The organism is Psychrobacter frigidicola (assembly GCF_007997305.1).
Taxonomy (GTDB): Bacteria; Pseudomonadota; Gammaproteobacteria; order Pseudomonadales; family Moraxellaceae; genus Psychrobacter; species Psychrobacter frigidicola.
Genome location: NZ_VORZ01000002.1, coordinates 314,355 through 332,301, shown reverse-complemented (window position 1 = coordinate 332,301; position 17,947 = coordinate 314,355). Strand labels below are relative to the sequence as shown.

Annotated in this window: 12 protein-coding genes and 1 pseudogene; 7 read left to right on the top strand and 6 right to left on the bottom strand. The window is 41.7% G+C overall.

Annotated elements, in window-relative coordinates; genetic code table 11:
• The first annotated feature begins 51 nt into the window (after nucleotides 1-51).
• Both ES754_RS08015 and ES754_RS08010 read left to right on the top strand, forming a co-directional pair.
• A complete protein-coding gene (locus ES754_RS08015; protein ID WP_147223661.1) occupies nucleotides 52-1,056 on the top strand; it encodes a lipoate--protein ligase in 1,005 nt (334 codons plus the stop codon).
• Nucleotides 1,057-1,160: 104 nt separating this feature from the next.
• A complete protein-coding gene (locus ES754_RS08010) occupies nucleotides 1,161-1,577 on the top strand; it encodes a VOC family protein (protein WP_147223660.1) in 417 nt (138 codons plus the stop codon).
• A gap of 94 nt (nucleotides 1,578-1,671) precedes the next feature.
• Here ES754_RS08010 and ES754_RS08005 read toward each other — a convergent pair whose 3' ends face one another.
• Nucleotides 1,672-3,222, bottom strand: a complete 1,551-nt coding sequence (locus ES754_RS08005; RefSeq protein ID WP_227677882.1) for a phospholipase D family protein — start codon at nucleotides 3,220-3,222, stop codon at nucleotides 1,672-1,674.
• Nucleotides 3,223-3,793: 571 nt separating this feature from the next.
• Here ES754_RS08005 and ES754_RS12520 point away from each other — a divergent pair.
• From ES754_RS12520 to ES754_RS07995, 3 genes and pseudogenes are all read left to right on the top strand, one after another.
• A pseudogene (locus tag ES754_RS12520) lies at nucleotides 3,794-3,943 on the top strand (DUF1003 domain-containing protein); the annotation flags it as partial.
• Nucleotides 3,944-4,176: 233 nt separating this feature from the next.
• Nucleotides 4,177-5,706, top strand: a complete 1,530-nt coding sequence (locus ES754_RS08000) for an AAA family ATPase (protein WP_147223659.1) — start codon at nucleotides 4,177-4,179, stop codon at nucleotides 5,704-5,706.
• The gene (locus ES754_RS07995) at nucleotides 5,693-6,790 is read left to right on the top strand and encodes an HNH endonuclease family protein (RefSeq protein WP_147223658.1); all 1,098 of its coding nucleotides are present in this window, start codon (nucleotides 5,693-5,695) and stop codon (nucleotides 6,788-6,790) included. The genes ES754_RS08000 and ES754_RS07995 overlap by 14 nt, the downstream gene beginning before the upstream one ends.
• A gap of 215 nt (nucleotides 6,791-7,005) precedes the next feature.
• Here the strand turns inward: ES754_RS07995 and ES754_RS07990 are convergent, their stop codons facing one another.
• On the bottom strand, nucleotides 7,006-9,171 hold the full coding sequence (locus ES754_RS07990; RefSeq protein ID WP_147223657.1) for an FAD-dependent oxidoreductase: 2,166 nt from the start codon (nucleotides 9,169-9,171) through the stop codon (nucleotides 7,006-7,008).
• A 278-nt stretch (nucleotides 9,172-9,449) separates the two neighbouring features.
• Here ES754_RS07990 and ES754_RS07985 point away from each other — a divergent pair, with 278 nt between their 5' ends.
• The gene (locus ES754_RS07985; RefSeq protein ID WP_147223656.1) at nucleotides 9,450-11,114 is read left to right on the top strand and encodes an AMP-binding protein; all 1,665 of its coding nucleotides are present in this window, start codon (nucleotides 9,450-9,452) and stop codon (nucleotides 11,112-11,114) included.
• Nucleotides 11,115-11,225: 111 nt separating this feature from the next.
• On the opposite strand, the gene ES754_RS07980 is transcribed toward ES754_RS07985, so the two are convergent.
• From ES754_RS07980 to hemA, 4 genes are all read right to left on the bottom strand, one after another.
• Entirely contained in the window at nucleotides 11,226-11,645 is a 420-nt protein-coding gene (locus tag ES754_RS07980) for a DUF6691 family protein (protein ID WP_201538809.1), read from the bottom strand.
• Nucleotides 11,646-11,740: 95 nt separating this feature from the next.
• Nucleotides 11,741-12,178 carry a YeeE/YedE family protein gene (locus ES754_RS07975; protein WP_147223654.1) on the bottom strand — a complete coding sequence of 146 codons (438 nt, stop codon included), beginning with the start codon at nucleotides 12,176-12,178 and terminating at the stop codon, nucleotides 11,741-11,743.
• 188 nt (nucleotides 12,179-12,366) lie between these two features.
• Nucleotides 12,367-13,503 carry an aminotransferase class V-fold PLP-dependent enzyme gene (locus ES754_RS07970; protein ID WP_147223653.1) on the bottom strand — a complete coding sequence of 379 codons (1,137 nt, stop codon included), beginning with the start codon at nucleotides 13,501-13,503 and terminating at the stop codon, nucleotides 12,367-12,369.
• Between the two features lie 552 nt (nucleotides 13,504-14,055).
• The gene (gene hemA / locus ES754_RS07965; RefSeq protein ID WP_147223652.1) at nucleotides 14,056-15,462 is read right to left on the bottom strand and encodes a glutamyl-tRNA reductase; all 1,407 of its coding nucleotides are present in this window, start codon (nucleotides 15,460-15,462) and stop codon (nucleotides 14,056-14,058) included.
• A 509-nt stretch (nucleotides 15,463-15,971) separates the two neighbouring features.
• On the opposite strand from hemA, the gene ES754_RS07960 reads away from it, so the two are divergent.
• Nucleotides 15,972-17,909 carry a tetratricopeptide repeat protein gene (locus ES754_RS07960; protein ID WP_147223651.1) on the top strand — a complete coding sequence of 646 codons (1,938 nt, stop codon included), beginning with the start codon at nucleotides 15,972-15,974 and terminating at the stop codon, nucleotides 17,907-17,909.
• Nucleotides 17,910-17,947: the final 38 nt, after the last annotated feature.

Sequence of the window (17,947 nt, the reverse complement as noted above, 5' to 3'; positions counted from 1 at the left end):
GCCAATCTATAAAAGCTAATTGATAAACCCTATTATAAAAAGGATAAATAAATGAAACTACGTATTTTAAAATCGGCGGTGACCAATCCTTGGTTTAACTTGGCAACCGAGGATTGGATTTTCCAAGCGCTTGATGCCAATTCACACACCCTATTTTTATGGCGTAATGCTGAAACCGTCGTCATTGGGCGCTCGCAAAATCCGTGGGTGGAATGCAAGACTGACAAAATGGAAGAAGATAATGTCTTTCTAGCTCGCCGTCAAAGCGGCGGTGGCGCGGTCTTTCATGATTTGGGCAATACCAACTTTACCTTTTTATCGCCTAAAGACGAGTATGACCAGACGGCTAACTTTACCATCATCATCAATGCCCTTAAAAAATTAGGCATCGATGCCACGCTGTCTGGGCGTAATGACATGCAAGTTGGCGATAAAAAAATATCAGGCAGTGCCTTTAAACATGCCGCCGATCGCAGCTTTCATCACGGTACTTTATTGGTCAACGCTGATATGCAAAAGCTGGGCGACTATCTCAATCCGCATCCGCTCAAATTACAAGCGAAAGGCATCAAATCGGTACGTTCTCGCGTTGCTAATTTGGTTGAATTTAATAATACGATTAATCACGAAATCTTATCTGCTGCCATTATCGAAGCCTTTTGTGAGTACTATGGTCAAACAGTTGAAGTAGAGGAGTTAGATGAGGCCAGTCTTGCCAAGCAGCCTAATCTTAATAAATACTATCAGCAAATGTCAGATTGGGACTGGCGCTTCGGCAAAACCCCTGAGTTCTCACATCAATTGGAGACGCGCTTTGATTGGGGCATGATTGATTTACATATGGATGTGAAGCAAGCGGTCATTAGCGAAGTCGTCATCTTTTCTGATGCGTTAAATGTGGAATTGATTGATACCTTAAAAGACACGCTGACAGGGGTTAAATATAATAAGAATGATGTTGAGACTAAGCTGGATGAATTAAAACAAACGCAACCTGACTTATTAGCGCAGGTTGATGACTTTTCAAAGTGGTTAGTTGGTGAGATGGAAGGTTAGAATTTTGGATTTGATGGAATATGAATCTTTCCGTAGTATCGTAGCTATAAACTGAAAATTTATAGCCAAAACCTTTAGATAACAATAAATTATAAGGAATTTTTATGAAATACCTACACGCTATGATTAGAACCAATAAAATAGACGATACATTATTTTTCTATTGTGAGCTAATGGGCTTAAAACTACTTAGAAAAAAGGACTCTGAAGCAGGACGATTCAGTTTATATTTTTTAGCGACTCATGACGGTGCGCCAGAGATTGAGGTTACTCATAACTGGGACGAAAAAGAGTATAGCAATGGCGACAACTTTGGGCACTTTGCCTTTAGCGTTGATAACATATATGAGCAATGCGAAAAATTTATGCAGGCTGGTGTTGATATATTAAGACCGCCTAGAGATGGGTATATGGCTTTCGTTAAAGACCCTAATAATATCTCAATTGAGCTACTGCAAGATGGTGAACGCTTAGAACCTATTGAGCCTTGGATTTCAATGAAGAGTATTGGCACGTGGTAGGCTGTAGAACACGTTTCATATAACGTTCTCTAAGAAAATAAATGCGTAAGTGAATTTTCTGCAGCTCGTGTCTGCATATAGCAATATTTTTTGACTATAAAAGCCATTCGACAGGTAGCCACCCTACGACTGTCAAAGCGATACTGCGTAGAATGTTAGACCCAGGCTCCGAAGTGCTTACCGAACCCGTATTGGAATCGATCCAAACCAGCTTTCCATCGCGCTGTTCAACGCGCCAAGCCAGCCCCTTTATTCCTTCATCGAATGCTTTGTGTACTTTTTGCGCCATCTGCTCACTGTTGATGAGCAAACCCATTTCGGTGTTTAATCTAGTAGAACGAGGATCAAAGTTAAACGATCCCACAAAAATTCGCTCTCCATCAATCGCGAAGGTCTTTGAATGGAGACTAGCGCCTGTCGATCCGAACGGCCCTAAACGGTTAGATCGGGCATCAGGTGCCGCTTTGCTACGTAGTTCAAAAAGACCAACGCCACTTTCAAGCATGGCTTTGCGGCGCTTAGCATAACCGGCATGAACTGGCAGAACATCTGTTGCTTCCATCGAGTTGGTCAGCATGCGCACATCGACACCGCGCGCAGCAAGCGTAGCAAAGGCTTCGACGCCCCCAGAACCCGGAACAAAATAGGCCGAAACCCCATCGAAGCGTGTCTTGATATCACCTACAGCATTCTTTAGTCGGCTTGCCAATAAATCTTCACGAGGCACGGCTCCTTGTCCTTTTATTGGATCATCACTCACTAACACAGTCGTTGTCCATTCTAAATCAAGCTCTCCTGCCGCAAGAGCTGCCACGATGTTCGAGCTATCCAAAATGGCTTTGTACTCGCTCATCTGTGAATCGCCCTTAAATCCAGCTAATCGAGTGCCAATCGGATCATTCACTTTATGTATTCCGACGATCAAATCTGCTGGATAAACAGATAACGCCGCCCAATAACGGTCAAAACCAGCAGCGATCTGCGGAACAATATCACCTACCGCCATAACATCAAAATCAACGAAAAGTGGCGTCGAACCGGTGCCAAAATATTCGTCACCGACGTTTCGACCACCAACTATTGTCGCGCGCCCATCTACCGTGAAGGATTTATTATGCATTCTTCGGTTTAGTCGGAAAAAATCAAACCCATAAGACAGTATCTTCGCCGTGCGCAGATTAAAGGGATTATACAGCCGCACTTCGATATTCGGATGGGCAACGAGCGCTGCTATCTCAGTATCGATTCCCGTTGTACCATTGTCATCTAGCAATAGCCGAACGCGCACACCTCTATCGGCGGCGCGAACCAAAGCATCAAGTAGCAGAGTACCCGTTAGATCAGCATGCCAGATATAGTATTGAGCATCAATGCTCGAGACAGCTGCATCTGCTAAGAGTATACGTGCAGCAAACGCGTCAGCCCCACTTTGCAGTGGTGCAATCCCTGTTAGCCCTTCATGTGCAGCTTCAAGCTCAATCAGTGACTCGGCTAAGGGTCCGCTCGTCGCTTTTGGCAACACTGTTGTATCTATTCGCCCTTCTATTTCTGGAATGGTAAAAGTCAATCGGGCAATAAGAATGGTGCTACCGACAACGGCAACAATAAAGAAAAGCGCTTTCAAAATCATATTAAAATTTTCCATTCTATACTGGAGGGACGCCAAAAACTGACTTTGATGATGTAATCTCCCAACGGCTGCACCGTTATTGCTACCGTAGTTCGCGCTGGTGCTAAATTGCTGTTTCCAGCCAAACTCCTATGGCAGATGGTATACCAACAGATTAGCAACCTACAATTAAATTTTCTTTATTAATATATTTTGTAAATATTTTCAGTGATTAAAGTTTGAAGGTCACTTGCACAAAATACCCGTAATAGCCAATGTCTTCATTGTATTTTCTTCTGTCGATCAGCCTGATGTTTTTAATGTTTTGCGTTGTATGATTCATTCTCACGAATAAAAAAACGCACCACTGCACAGCCAAACTATCAAACACTTTCTCAACCTCACTAACATACTGTCCCAAATTTATATCTAAATAAAAGCCTTAACTACTCTAAGATAGAACATAGTGGTGATGGCTTTTGCCATAGAAAAACTATTTATATACAAATCGCTACTATATATCTGATATTAATTCTCATATAGAAATTTGCCGTCTTTAATAATAGCAAGGTCTACGGCTTTATCATTATCTAAGGTATTTTGTAAGAATATTTATCAAATTAACCTAAAAGCCGAGCTTGAAATTCAACACTTACATGAAAAACTTGATCATCTATTAATGCATCAATGGGATAGGCTGGCTGAAATACAAGAAATGCAACTCGATTTATTATCTGAAATGAGTAAAAAGCATTAGGGTAATACTTCTATTGCCCTAATGCTTTTATTAAATACGATAAGCATGAGATTCAAGCCAAACTTGATGAGCTGGACAAAGCGTATCCTGAATTGGTAGCGCAAATTGAGGATTTTAGTGTATGGTTGGGAGGATAGAGTGTTAGTGTTTTTACATTGTCGCTGTAATTAATCCTCATTTACACTTATATCTGTTACCCCTAATATTATTCGAAAACTTAAATGAGCACCATAATGATCATAAACGTTATAAACAGCTACAGAGATATATCCTTTAATAATAGAAATACTGCATATCTAGTCATTGATAATTGGAACGATTATAGTTTTTATACTATGTTTAACCTATTAGTAATAGATGAAAGTGGAAAAAAGCAAGAAATTGGACTAGTAAAGATAGGTTTTAAAAATCAGAAAATCGGAGAACGTACCTCATCAAAAATTGGAAAGGTTATAGAGAAATTAGATAGTAATTATTTCTCTTTAGGCATAGACACTGATTACTATAGGAAAATGAGAAATTTATCAGAATATTTCAAAAACGGTTTACTAGAATCTCTGAACGATATTGTTCATGATAATAGTATTATTAACAGTATATTAGATGAAGACGTTTTTAAAGAATCTTTATTAAGGTCTACAAGCTTAACTACAGTAAGAAATCAGTATTATCGAGTGCTTAGAGGAGGAGCACCTTTGACTGAATTTAGATTTAAATTTAAACGTGAAGGTTTGAATGGCTTTTCTGATATTAAACTTGAATTTGAGGTATATCCTGAATCGCAACCTAATACTAATATTCACGTATTAATTGGTAGAAACGGGATAGGTAAAACTACTATATTAAATGGAATGATTGATGCAGTTATAGGTAATAAAAAACAAGCTGTTAATTTTGTTACCGAAGATTTTTGCTCTCGAGAAGTGGATATTAATAGTGAGTACTTTAGTAGAATGGTTTCTATTTCATTTAGTGCCTTTGATCCTTTCAAACCTTATGACGAGCAGGATGATCCTACAAAAGGCACCTGTTACAGCTATATAGGTTTAAAAAGTAACGATAAGGAAGGTCTCAAAGAGATCAATGAGTTACATGACGAGTTTATTAAAGCCTTAAAAGTATGTATTCACCTCAAAAAGGATCGTTGGTTAACTGCCATTCAGACCTTAGAGTCCGATAACAATTTCTCTGAAATGAATCTAAAAGAATTGGTTAATTACACAGGTAATGAGATAGAAAGAATAGGATTAGAGAAGATTCAAGGCATGAGCTCGGGTCATGCTATTGTCTTAATTACTTTAACACGTTTATTGGCTACTGTAGAAGAAAAAACCTTAGTATTGATTGATGAGCCTGAAAGTCATCTGCATCCACCTTTATTATCCGCTTTTATTAGAACTCTTTCAGATCTACTAATCCACCAAAATGGTGTAGCCATAATTGCAACGCACTCGCCTGTTGTGCTCCAAGAGGTACCTAAATCTTGTGTATGGAAAATTATCAGATCAGGTGAGGAAACAAGATGTTTTCGTCCTGAGATTGAAACCTTCGGTGAGAATGTTGGTATTCTAACAAGAGATGTATTCGGTTTAGAGGTTACTAAATCAGGTTTTTATAACTTACTGGAACATTCGGTTTCGGTAGGAGGAACATATCAAAGTATTATGGAAGATTATAACAACCAACTTGGTTTTGAGGCTCGTTTAATATTAAAATCCTTATTACATTCTACAGAAAGTAGGTTAAAAAATGAGAAGGATTAAAACGGAAATACCTTCTAGTGATTCAGCTATAAGTTTGTGCCATGAAGGAATAAAAAAGGATAAATATTTGAAGAATAGGTTTTATGAGGCAACAGATGTATTAAAACAATCCTATTCTGAATATAAAGCAAAGGCTTTGGTACAAGAGCTTTATTCTTTGAGAAGATATGATAAAGAAAAAAATACAGACCTAGTAGTTATATCAAATTTATTGCATTCAGAGATGACCAAAATATATACCAACTTTTTTGCGAAACAGGGTAAGCCAGCGCGTAAAATTTACGACAAAATTATGACTAATGCGCTAGGTATTTGTTTTTATTGTGGTATAGGTTCTCCTATAGAGTTAGATCATTACTTACCGAAAGCAAAGTATCCACAGTTTTCTATCTCCCCTCTAAATTTAGTGCCATCTTGTGAACGCTGTAATAAGTATGGAAAAGGTAGCGGGTTTGCTACTATTAAAGATAATCAAATCTTACATCCATATCTTGATGAAAAATTCTATTTTGAAGAACAATGGTTAAGCGCTCGATTTATATTAAAAGGAAATATTGACATAGTTGTTGAATATGATGTAAACCCACCAACTAATTGGGAGAATTTTCAAAAAAGACGCGTAAAAGAGCATTTTCGTATATTTAATCTTGGTGAAAGGTTTTCCGCATCGGCCGGTGAACAACTTAGTGTATTGCTCCCTCAAATAAGTGCTACAACGGGATACGGGCTCAACTTAAATGATGTTTGCGAAATATTACTGGATCCAGTCATTTATTCAGAAGACTTTCCTACGAACCATTGGCAGAAAATTATGTACATAGCTGCTAAAGAGTATATTACTAGAAAGCATAAAACTGTACCCTGTATGAGATGCGCAGAAGGTACTATCCGTACCATAATTTGTAATGACTGCGAAGGCTTCGGTTATCTTTCGCAATATGCGTTAAAAGGTTTAAGAAAGGATATGTATGACTTAATCATTTGTCCTTATTGTGCTCCATATTGCTTAAACTGCTTATACTGTAATGGAAGCCACAATATTTCTTTATTAAATATATATCAAAAAGAAAAATATATAAATTAAGTTTCAATATCTAGTTAATTTATAACTAGATATAATCCAATCATTGACGATATTTCGAGCATTAGACCTTCATCAGACAAGATAGTCTTAGAGGCTATATGCTTTTTTTGTGTAAGGAAAAGTATGTTTTGCCTCTAATTACAATAATTAAATGGATACAAGCAGACGGCAGGAAAGAACTCCCCTACCGTTTGGTGTTCTCTATTACTGAACCGCTAAATCCCCGCCGCAACCTCAGCCCCATCACGAATCGCACGTTTGGCATCCAGCTCAGCCGCCAATTTTGCACCACCGATTAGATGATATTGCGCATCAGGGGCATCGCCGACATTAGGCATTAGCTCAACCACTGACTCTTGACCCGCGCAGACCACGACGCTATCGACACGTAATAGCTGGCTTTGACCTTGGTTATTGGTTATCCAAATGCCCTCATTGGTGATTTTTTCATACTGTGCGCCCGATACTTGGATGACGCCATGCGACTTAACATGCGCGCGATGTACCCAGCCAGAGGTTTTATTGAGACCACTACCCATGCGACCTTTGGTACGCTGTATCATATACACTTGGCGAATGGGGGTAATGTCGCCAGTCTCGATGAGACCACCTTCGCTTTGATAGTCAGGATCAGCAGTCACGCCCCACTCTTCGCGCCACTCGCTCACCGATTGCGCTTTTGGACGGTAAGTTGGGTCTTTTAACACCTCAGAGCCGAGCTCATCTAATGCCTGACCGTGATTGGCGGTGAGATACTCACTGACATCAAAGCCAATACCACCAGCACCGATGACCGCAACCGTATTACCCACAGGTTTTTGTCCAGATAGCAATTCAGCATAGCTCATCACTTGCGGCAAATATGCCCCCTCAAGCTTACCTTTTAGGCTTCTTGGCACAACGCCAGTTGCTACGATGACATGATGAAACTTGCCTGCTTCTAGCAATGCTTTATCAACCTTAGTATTCAGCTTAACCTCAACACCTAAATGTGCAAGCTCATTGATATAGTAGCGAATGGTCTCAAAGAATTCTTCTTTACCGGGGATAACTTTGGCGTAATTAAATTGCCCGCCTAAGATATCTTTGGCTTCAAATAACGTGACGTTATGCCCACGTAAGGCGGCAACGTGCGCCGCTGACATACCCGCGACCCCACCACCAATAACGGCGACTTTTTTAGGTTTTTTAACTTTTTTATAGACCAATTCGGTTTCATAACAGGCTTGCGGATTGACCAAACAGGTTGAGCGTTTATTCTCGAAAGTATGGTCAAGGCAAGCTTGGTTGCAAGCAATACAGGTATTAATACGCTCCGCTTCTCCATTTTCTGCCTTATTAACCCAATTTGGATCGGCTAAGAATGGACGAGCCATTTGCACCAAATCCGCTTGACCACTGGCGATAATATTTTCAGCCGTATCGGGCATATTGATGCGGTTGGCTGCCATCACTGGAATGCTAACGTGTTTTTTAATCTCGCTGGTAAAGTCCACAAAAGCAGCGCGCGGAACGCTAGTTACGATAGTAGGTACACGCGCTTCGTGCCAGCCAATACCCGTATTAATAATGGTCACGCCCGCAGTTTCTAATGCTTTAGCAACCGTGATGACTTCGTCCATAACGTTGCCGTCTTTAACTAAATCAATGACTGACAATCGAAATAGAATAATAAAATCTTCGCCAACTTCAGCGCGAACGGCTTTGACCACATCAACCGCAAACTTCATCCGATGATGAATATCACCGCCATAGTCATCGGTGCGTTTATTAACATGACGCGATAAAAACTGATTGAGCAAATAGCCTTCTGAGCCCATAATCTCGACACCATCGTAACCGGCTTGCTTGGCTAATTTTGCTGAGCGAGCAAAATCATTAACCGTTTGTTCGATATTTTTAATACTCATTTTGCGCGGTTTAAACGGTGAAATGGGCGACTTAATGGGACTGGCGGACACCACAAATGGATGATAACCATAGCGACCACTATGCAAGATTTGCATAATCATTTTGCTATCGTACTTATGCGCAGCTTTGGTAATTTTTTGATGGTTACGCACATCCATTTTGCTATTCATTGTGCCGCCAGCAGGCAGCAACCAGCCTTCACGATTCGGTGAGATACCACCCGTAATCATCATTGCCGCGCCACCTTTAGCACGTTCAGCGAAATACGCAGCAAGCTTGCCATAATTATAAAAGCGGTCTTCAAGCCCTGTGTGCATCGACCCCATCACGACCCGATTTTTAAGTGTGGTAAAGCCCAAATCTAACGGCTCAAATAAATGCGGATAATGGGCGTTTTTATCGGTAGTGCTAATAGCAGCATCAATAGTAATGCTAGGGTCGTGGCTTGCAGTATCGATGCGGGCGCTCATGTCATTATCCTTTTGAATCGATGGGAGGTTACTCTATCAATAAATAATATTAATAGACAGTTGTCACCTATCGTATCACACCACTATTATTATCAGCCATTCATGCACGCGACTGACGAGTGAACAATAATTGTTGTTCTTAAAAATTGATGGCGCGCAGTGCAAAAAGGTTACGAATTCATCTTACTTTTTATATCCTCTTACCTATAATAATTATGAATACACTGTCCAACTAATGGCACAAACCAACCGTTCTCATTTAGATAAAGGATTATCACATGACCGACTTTCATACCGGACTTGGTAAAAATGACGCCAATTACCAACCGCTAACACCCATTGATTCTATTATCCGTAGTGCTCAAGTATATCCGGACAAAACAGCCATCATTTATGACGACCTTGAGCACAATAACTTTATGCAAACGTGGCAGCAAACCTTTACGCGCTGTCGGCAACTCGCGGACGGTTTGCGCAAACTTGGTATTGATAAAAATGACACCGTCGCAGTAATGATGCCGAATACTCCTGCTATGGTTGAATGCGCGTTTGGCGTACCGATGTCAGCAGGTGTATTGTGCACCTTAAATACCCGCCTCGATATTAATGCGCTCACTTTTTGCTTGCAACATTCTGAAGCCAAAGTTTTAATCATGGATAGTAAGTTTGCCGACCTTGCAGAGCTGATTATTGAAACTTTTCCCAACTTAATCATCATTCATGCCACCGATATCGCTGTTGATGTGGAAAGATTTGGGCAAATGAGTTATGAAGAATTAATAGACAGCTCAGACAATTTAGAAAATTGGGAAAGACCACTAGATGAATGGGATGCGATTTCTCTTAACTATACGTCGGGTACGACAGGCACACCAAAAGGCGTGGTCTATCACCATCGCGGTGCAGCGCTCAACGCCATCTCTAACATACTAGATTGGGATATGCCCAAGCATCCGATGTATCTATGGACACTGCCTTTATTCCATTGTAACGGATGGTGCTTTCCGTGGTCTATCGCTGAGCGCGCGGGCGTTAACGTCTGTTTGCGAAAAATGGATGCCGACTTAATTTTGCAACTGATTGCCAAATATAAAGTCACTCATTATTGTTCAGCGCCGGTGGTACATAATATGCTGGCCAGTGGTAAACCAGAGCTTAAAGATGCCATTAACCACGAAGTTAAAGGTTGGGTAGCCGGTGCACCGCCATCAGAGACCATGCTGGCACACATGGAAGAAATGGGCTTTGATATCACCCACGTGTATGGTTTGACCGAAGTATATGGACCGGTGACAGTTTGCGCGGAACAAGAAGATTGGGCTGTGCTCGATGTTGCCGCCCGCGCGCAAAAGAAATCAAGCCAAGGCGTTATATCGCATCTTATGACTGGCTTTGACGTTTTTAAGCAAGGCACCACTGAGCCAGTAAAAGCCGATGGTGAGGATATGGGTGAGCTCGCACTTCGCGGCAATATGGTGATGAAAGGTTATCTTAAAAGTCGCAAAGCCACCGAAGCAGCGTTTGCTGATGGCTGGTTCCGCACTGGCGATTTGGGTGTTAAATACCCCGATGGCTATATCAAGATTATGGATAGACTTAAAGACGTTATCATCTCAGGCGGTGAGAATATCTCTAGTATTGAAGTCGAGAACATCTTATATAAACTATCTGAAATTCAAAGCTGCGCTGTGGTTGCTGCCCCCGACGATAAATGGGGTGAAGTACCCGTGGCTTTTATCGAAATTTATGACGGCAGTACCTTACAGCGCGAAACGGTGATTGAGCATTGTCGCCAACATTTAGCGGGCTTTAAAGTGCCCAAGCATATTATCTTTGCGGAAATACCCAAGACTAGTACCGGTAAAGTGCAAAAGTTTGAGTTACGCCAAGCGGCCAAATCTTTAGCGCATGAAACACCTAAAGTAGTTTTTGGTCAAAAGTAGCAATTCGCCAAAAATAACTTAATAGCTATTAATATTAACCATTAAAAAAGGTCAGCCTAATTTAAGATTAAGCTGACCTTTTTATTTGCTATGCATTTTTAAAGCTATCTTTTAGCCAAGCTTCGGCTCAAGTAACTGATATATAAACATGCCAATTACCATTGCAGGTATGAATACATAAGCTTGCCACTGTCCAGTACCGAGCAACACTATTCCTGGTCCTGGGCAAATACCAACCAAACCCCAGCCAATACCAAATAACATCGCACCGATTAAAAGCTTACTATTAATGGTGGTTTTGGTTGGCATATCAATTGGTGACCCAATCCAGCTACTGCGCTGACGCTTTGCCAATTGCACGCCAACGATGGCCACCATCAAGCCACCGCCCATAACTAGCGCGAGGGAAATATCCCAGGCCCCAAAAACATCCAAAAACCCTTGCACTTTTACCGGATCGGTCATGCCCGATATTAGTAGACCAAACCCAAATAGTAACCCTGCTAGTAACCCAATTATATTTTTTAGCATTATCGTCTCTTATTGTCATTGCTTCATATTAATAATATTAAAATCGTTCATAACAGATTTTATATTGTTAAAATACGCTTTATATCAGTCAAGGTTTAAATCAGCCCAAGCACATGCCGACCGATATAAACCGTCAAGATACCGAACAGCATAAAAGTCACCGTCGCTGCCAGCGAACGTGGCGAGAAGCGGGCATTGCCACAAATTCCATGACCACTGGTACACCCTGAACCCAAGCGCGTACCGAAGCCAACCAGCAAACCAGCACCGATTAATAAGGGTAAGGAGCTGGTCACTTCCATGATAGGAAGCGGTGCGACCAGTTTATATAACAAAGGTGAGACGATAAGTCCCAGTATAAAGAGGACTTGCCATGGCTCTACCCGCTTGGGCTTGAGTAAGCTGGAAGCGATACCACTGATACCGGCAATGCGTCCAATACCTAATAGCAGGATGACGGTTGCCACACCGAGCATTAAACCACCGACTAAAGAGATGGGTGTAAAAGCTTGCCAGTCTACTTGTATACTCATAATGGATTACCTAGCCTAATTTTATTAAGTATTTATTTTAAGATTCTATTTATAATAATACATTATATAATAAAGTATAATAAAAAGGTAAAAAAATACTGAACCCAGTGCTTACACCAGTGGCTCAGTATTTCTCTTACGCTTAATTGTCTGTATTATTCAGCAAATTGCTTGCCAAGTTAATAAGATTATTTAGCCAATACTTTATCAAGTACCGTTTCAAAACGCTCAACAGCACCGTCAACGTTAGTCAGTTTATCAAAACCAAATAGACCTAAGCGGAAAGTTTTAAAGTTTGCAGGCTCGTCACATTTTAGTGGCACACCAGCTGCTATTTGCATACCAAGTTCACCAAATACGGTCCCTTTATGCATGTCATCACGGCTGGTGTAAGAAACCACAACGCCTGGCGCTTTAAAGCCTTCAGCGGCAACACTTTCAATATCTCTAGACTCTAATACTTCACGGATCTTGTTGCCAAGTTCCCACTGTGCGTCACATAATTTGTCAAAGCCGATTTCTTTTGCTTCATTAATCGTGTCACGGAACTGACGTAAGCTATCAGTAGGCATCGTCGCATGGTAAGCATGACCGCCATTCTCATAAGCGCGCATGACAGTCAACCACTGTTTCAAGTCAAGGCTGAAGCTATTAGATTCAGTGCTTTCTACTTTCTTAACGGCAGCTTCGCTCATCATAACCAAACCGGCACAGGGCGTGCTGCTCCAGCCTTTTTGTGGCGCGCTGATCAATAGGTCAATACCAAGCGCTTTCATATCTAACCATACGCAACCTGAAGCGATACAGTCAATAACCAATAAACCACCAACGCTATGAACGGCTTCGGCTAACGCTTTAATATAATCTTCTGGTAAAATAATACCTGCTGACGTTTCAACGTGTGGTGCAAAAACGATGCCAGGCTTAAGCTCTTTAATTTTGGCAACAGCGGTTTCGATATCAACAGGCGCGAATGGTTTTGGCGCTTCAGTATCTTCAATGCGGTCAGCAGCAAGAACAGTCGTGGTATTGCCGATGTTGTTCTTTTCTAAGATTTGCGTCCAACGATAGCTGAACCAACCGTTACGGATGATTAACGTATCTTGGTTTTGTGCCAATTGGGCAGCCACTGCTTCCATGCCATAAGTACCAGCACCTGGAACGATAGCAACCGCGTCAGCGTTATAAACTGATTTTAAATCACGTGATATATCATTCATCACTTGCTGAAATGCTTTTGACATATGGTTTAGAGCGCGGTCAGTATAAACGACTGAATATTCTAATAAACCTTCTGGATCAATATCTTTTAGTAATGCAGACATAGGACGTTCCTTGTTTGTTGTTTGATTATTTGCAAAGCTTTAAAATTTAGGCACATATAAATATCGAATATAGCCCTATTAAGTGGCATTAAGACACTAAATATAACGATGGTTAGTGCTGATTATAGATGCTACTAATTATTTGTAATACCAATTATAGATACGACTAAGGGCATTGCTAGAAAGTACGACACGGGATTGACGATATAGCACTTTATCCTAGCGCTATTGCCGTTAGTAAGGGTATGTTTACGCAAGGCTACGTAAGACAGCAGAGTCATTATAATTGCTGCGCGGTGGCAGGCAGATCATAATGAGACTGTTTTGGCTAATGTGGCTAATGGACATGTTTAACTAGAATAACTACAGTTATGACACAACCATTATAATATAACTAAATATTTCGGTTGACATCAATTTGAATTAACCGAATTGGTATCAACCAATAATAATTTACAATCTAATAAATCCAAGGATATGTATAAAACTAGTCATAACCATAACATTTTGATATTAACATTGATTATCAGAGTTGACAATGGCTTGTTGCTATCAACGCCGCCGATACGCATCGTTTAACCCTGACACTACAAAGTCTAGCAAATCGCTATCGCCTTCGCGGGCCGCCTTACGCATAAGTTTTGAGGGGCCATGGCTTAAGGTTTGGGTGAGACGTCGAGATAATTCAGTAATGATTTCCTCAGCGCTGATATCTCCGTGCTCAAGCTGGGCGATGGAGGCGGTCAAAAGTTGCTCCACTTGCACGTGGGTACGTGTGCGATATTGTTCAATATCTTTACCCACTTGTCGAACTTGAAAGCGCCGCTCCATCTCAACAACCAACTGACTGACCAATAGCTCAGCATCCACCGCTGCTTGCCGGCGCTGCTCAAGGTTACCCGCAATAACATGCTGTAAATCATCTACCGAATACAGATAAACATCATCCATCCGGCTAATAGTCGGATCAATATCACGGGGTACGGCCAAATCAATCATCAACATTGGCTGATAACGACGACTTTTTAATGCTTGCGCCGTCATATTCTTATTAATTAATATGTCCATACTGCCACTACAGCTGCTAATAATGTCAGCCTCTGCTAACACTTGTGGCAAATCTGCTAGCGGGCAAACATCTACTTGGCGATTGGGTTGACGCAGTGCAGCCGCTAGGATTTCAGCGCGCTCAGGACTGCGGTTACAGATAATAATTCGCCCAACCCCAAGACCGGCGATATGAGTCGCAACCAAGCGATTCATCTCACCTGCTGCTACCACCAATAAGGTACGACTGGGCAAATCGTCAAAAATTTGGGTTACGAGTTTAGCAGCAGCAAAGCCCAGCGATACCGCATGCGCGCCCACCTTGGTCTCATTACGCACCCGTTTAGACGCCGCAAACACCTGATCAATAATCCAGCTCATTTGACCACTTAGCGCGTGCTCAGACTGGGCCAAATGTACCGACTGCTTAATCTGACCAAGTATCTGCGGCTCGCCTAATATCATGGAGTCGAGCCCTGCGGCTACCCGTAACCAATGCGTAATGGCATGGGTATCACGGTGCACGTACAGATACGGCTCAATCTCACTAAGCGGCAAATTTTTAAAGTCAGCGAGCCAATGCTTAAGGTGAGTAACGTGCTCATTCATTGCAGCTGGCGTGAGACCAGAACTTACCATAACCTCATTCCGACGTCTGGCTTGGACACTATTCAGCTGATTGTTGGTTAATTGAGTATGATATGGTTGCGCGGTATCGGTTTGGCTATGATCGCCTAGCGGCATCAGCGCATAAATTTCGGTGCGATTACAGGTCGATACAATAACACTACCATCAGTGAAGCTTTTGAGCTGCCTGAGGGCGACGTTTAAATCCTCACCCACAAATGCCAAGCGCTCACGCAAAGCGACTGGTGCGGTTTTGTGATTGACCCCAATGACCACTAATCTCATTATTGATTGACCATAAACATAACGCTCATTTACTTGCTAAGCCGTTGCTCTGTCTTCAAAGACAGTTTTCAATGACACTTTCTAAAAAATGACTCTCTCTAAAAACCGTTTCAAAGGTTATTTTAACATGGGTTAAAAATGTCTTAAAAACATACTTTAACACACAGCCTATAGGCGCAAATTAATGCGTCATTCATGTGGCCCTATTAATTTAAATAGGTTAAAAAACAGAGGCGGCAAATATAAAACCGCCTATTGTATCATTGTTACTGGCTTTATTTAATACTCACCGTTGCAACGCTCGTGTTAATAGTCTGTCTTTGGGCGGTTAGGCTACAAATCAACACTGATTCAACACCTATTATCAATGTTGTCGCCATCGGTGTAACATGAGTAGTATTGTTTACTAAGGCTATAAGCTTTTATACTACTATCCCTATAATACTACAGTGCCTTTACAGTAAATTTTTCACCACCACACTGATCTTTATGGATGAATAACACTATTTATGGCTCTTTTCGGATTTCAGTGCCGCCTCATTCGTGTGCCTAACTGCCAATCTTGTATTCAGGTTTCATTGCTGAATCCTATAAACAGACTGCGCCAGCGTCCTAAGTTGATATTACTGTTGGCCGCTTCCTTGTGCGTTGCTACCCCTGCCCACGCCCATTTTTTTAGTCCTTTGCTGGAAGCATTGTTGCCTAGCTCACTCTATAATTCAGTCACTATTCGCTCAAAGTCGCAAACGACAAACGCTCAAAAAAACAGTGGGAATGAGACCTCTGACAATCATATCCTTTATCCTAATAATAATAGAATAAAAATAACGAAGACAAAAACAACGCCTCAAGTGACGAACGAGCCCAATCTCTATGCGCTTCTAGATGCTGAATTTGCCGCGGCTCGTGGTGACACCCGCCGTGCCCTTACTATTTATAAGCAGCAATCTTTTAAAGAGGAGGCCACTGTCGTATTTGAGCGGGCTTTAGGATTATCGCTGCGTGATGAAGATGTCGACAGCTCATTACAGTTTGCCAAAACCTGGCTCGATCAAAATCCTGATCATGTTCCGGCATGGTTTTATGTCGCGCATCTGGCGTTAAAGGCCCATGATTACACTCTGGCTGGAGAAATGCTGAGCCGTATACTAAGCTATGATCCACGCGCAGACTTAAGTGAGATCCTGATTGGCATTTACCCCAATACCGAAAGCGATCAGCGTGAGCTACTTGCCGCCCTACAACCCATTGCCAGCCAACAAAATGCCTCATTATCGGTACTAAAAGCGGGACTACTCTATCAATTTAATGAACCAGAAATAGCACTTATCCACATTCAACGCGCCTTGATGAGTGAGCCAGATTATGTGCCTTTTATCACGTTAAAAGCGGACATCTTACGCAAGATCGAGCCGGCAGCAACGGTCATCACTTATATCAGCCAAGCCCGTTTTCGTAACCCAGGTAGCAAAAGTTTATATCTGTACGAGATTCGCTATTTGCTGGATCTTGAACAAAGCGAAGAGGCATGGAAGCTGTTACTTGAGGCGCACAGTCGTTTCGATGATGATGCTGAGATTACTTTATTAGCCGCACTGGTCAGCTTGGATATCGAAGAATATCGCAGTGCCGATCAACTGCTAAATATGCTGGCAAAAAATCCCAACTATCTGGACCAAGCCTATTATTATTTAGGAATAAGTGCGGAGCGTCAGCAGCGCTTCGAGCAGGCAAAATACTATTTAAATGGCGTAATGCAAGAGGACTTAGTATTGGCGGCACGTAAAAAAGTGGTCGCGTTTGAGCTGCTTAATAACAACGTGGATGCCGCCCTAGCCACGCTTGAAATCCTGCGCCAGCAATTTGAAGTCTTCGCCCCTGAAAGCTATGTATTACAAGCGGATGTTTTATGGCAGCAAGGTGAGGCAGACGAGGCACTACGACTGCTTACGCGTGCCAGTCGCAAATATCCTAACAGTGAACTGATATTATTTGCCCGCACGCAGTTGCTCGATGATGTGAAGGATTATGTGGTCAAACGTGCCCTACTCAACCACTTACAAGCGCTGAACCCTACAAACCTATCTTATCAGCTCAGCTATGCCCAATTATTATTATCCAATGACCGTAGCTCTAAGCAAGGACTAGACTTGGCAACGACCATCATACAAGTTCGCTATGATGACCCGCGCTATGATAACGAGCTACATCTGCAAGCCTTAAATGTGCTGGCCAGTAGTGCTTTGGCTAATGATGACTATACCCAAGTGATTGAGTATTTACAGACGCCTTATGACGTGCTACCTACTTTACGCTCAGGTGTATTGTTACTACGTGCTTATCAAGGTTTAGGCGACAGTGACAACGTCAAGACACTACTAGCCGATTTACAGCAGCGCTTCTCATTTGGTCAAGATAACGTTAATGACCGAGTTCAGCTGTATTAAAATAGTGAGAGCCATTTAACACTCGTCTTTTAAGGTCA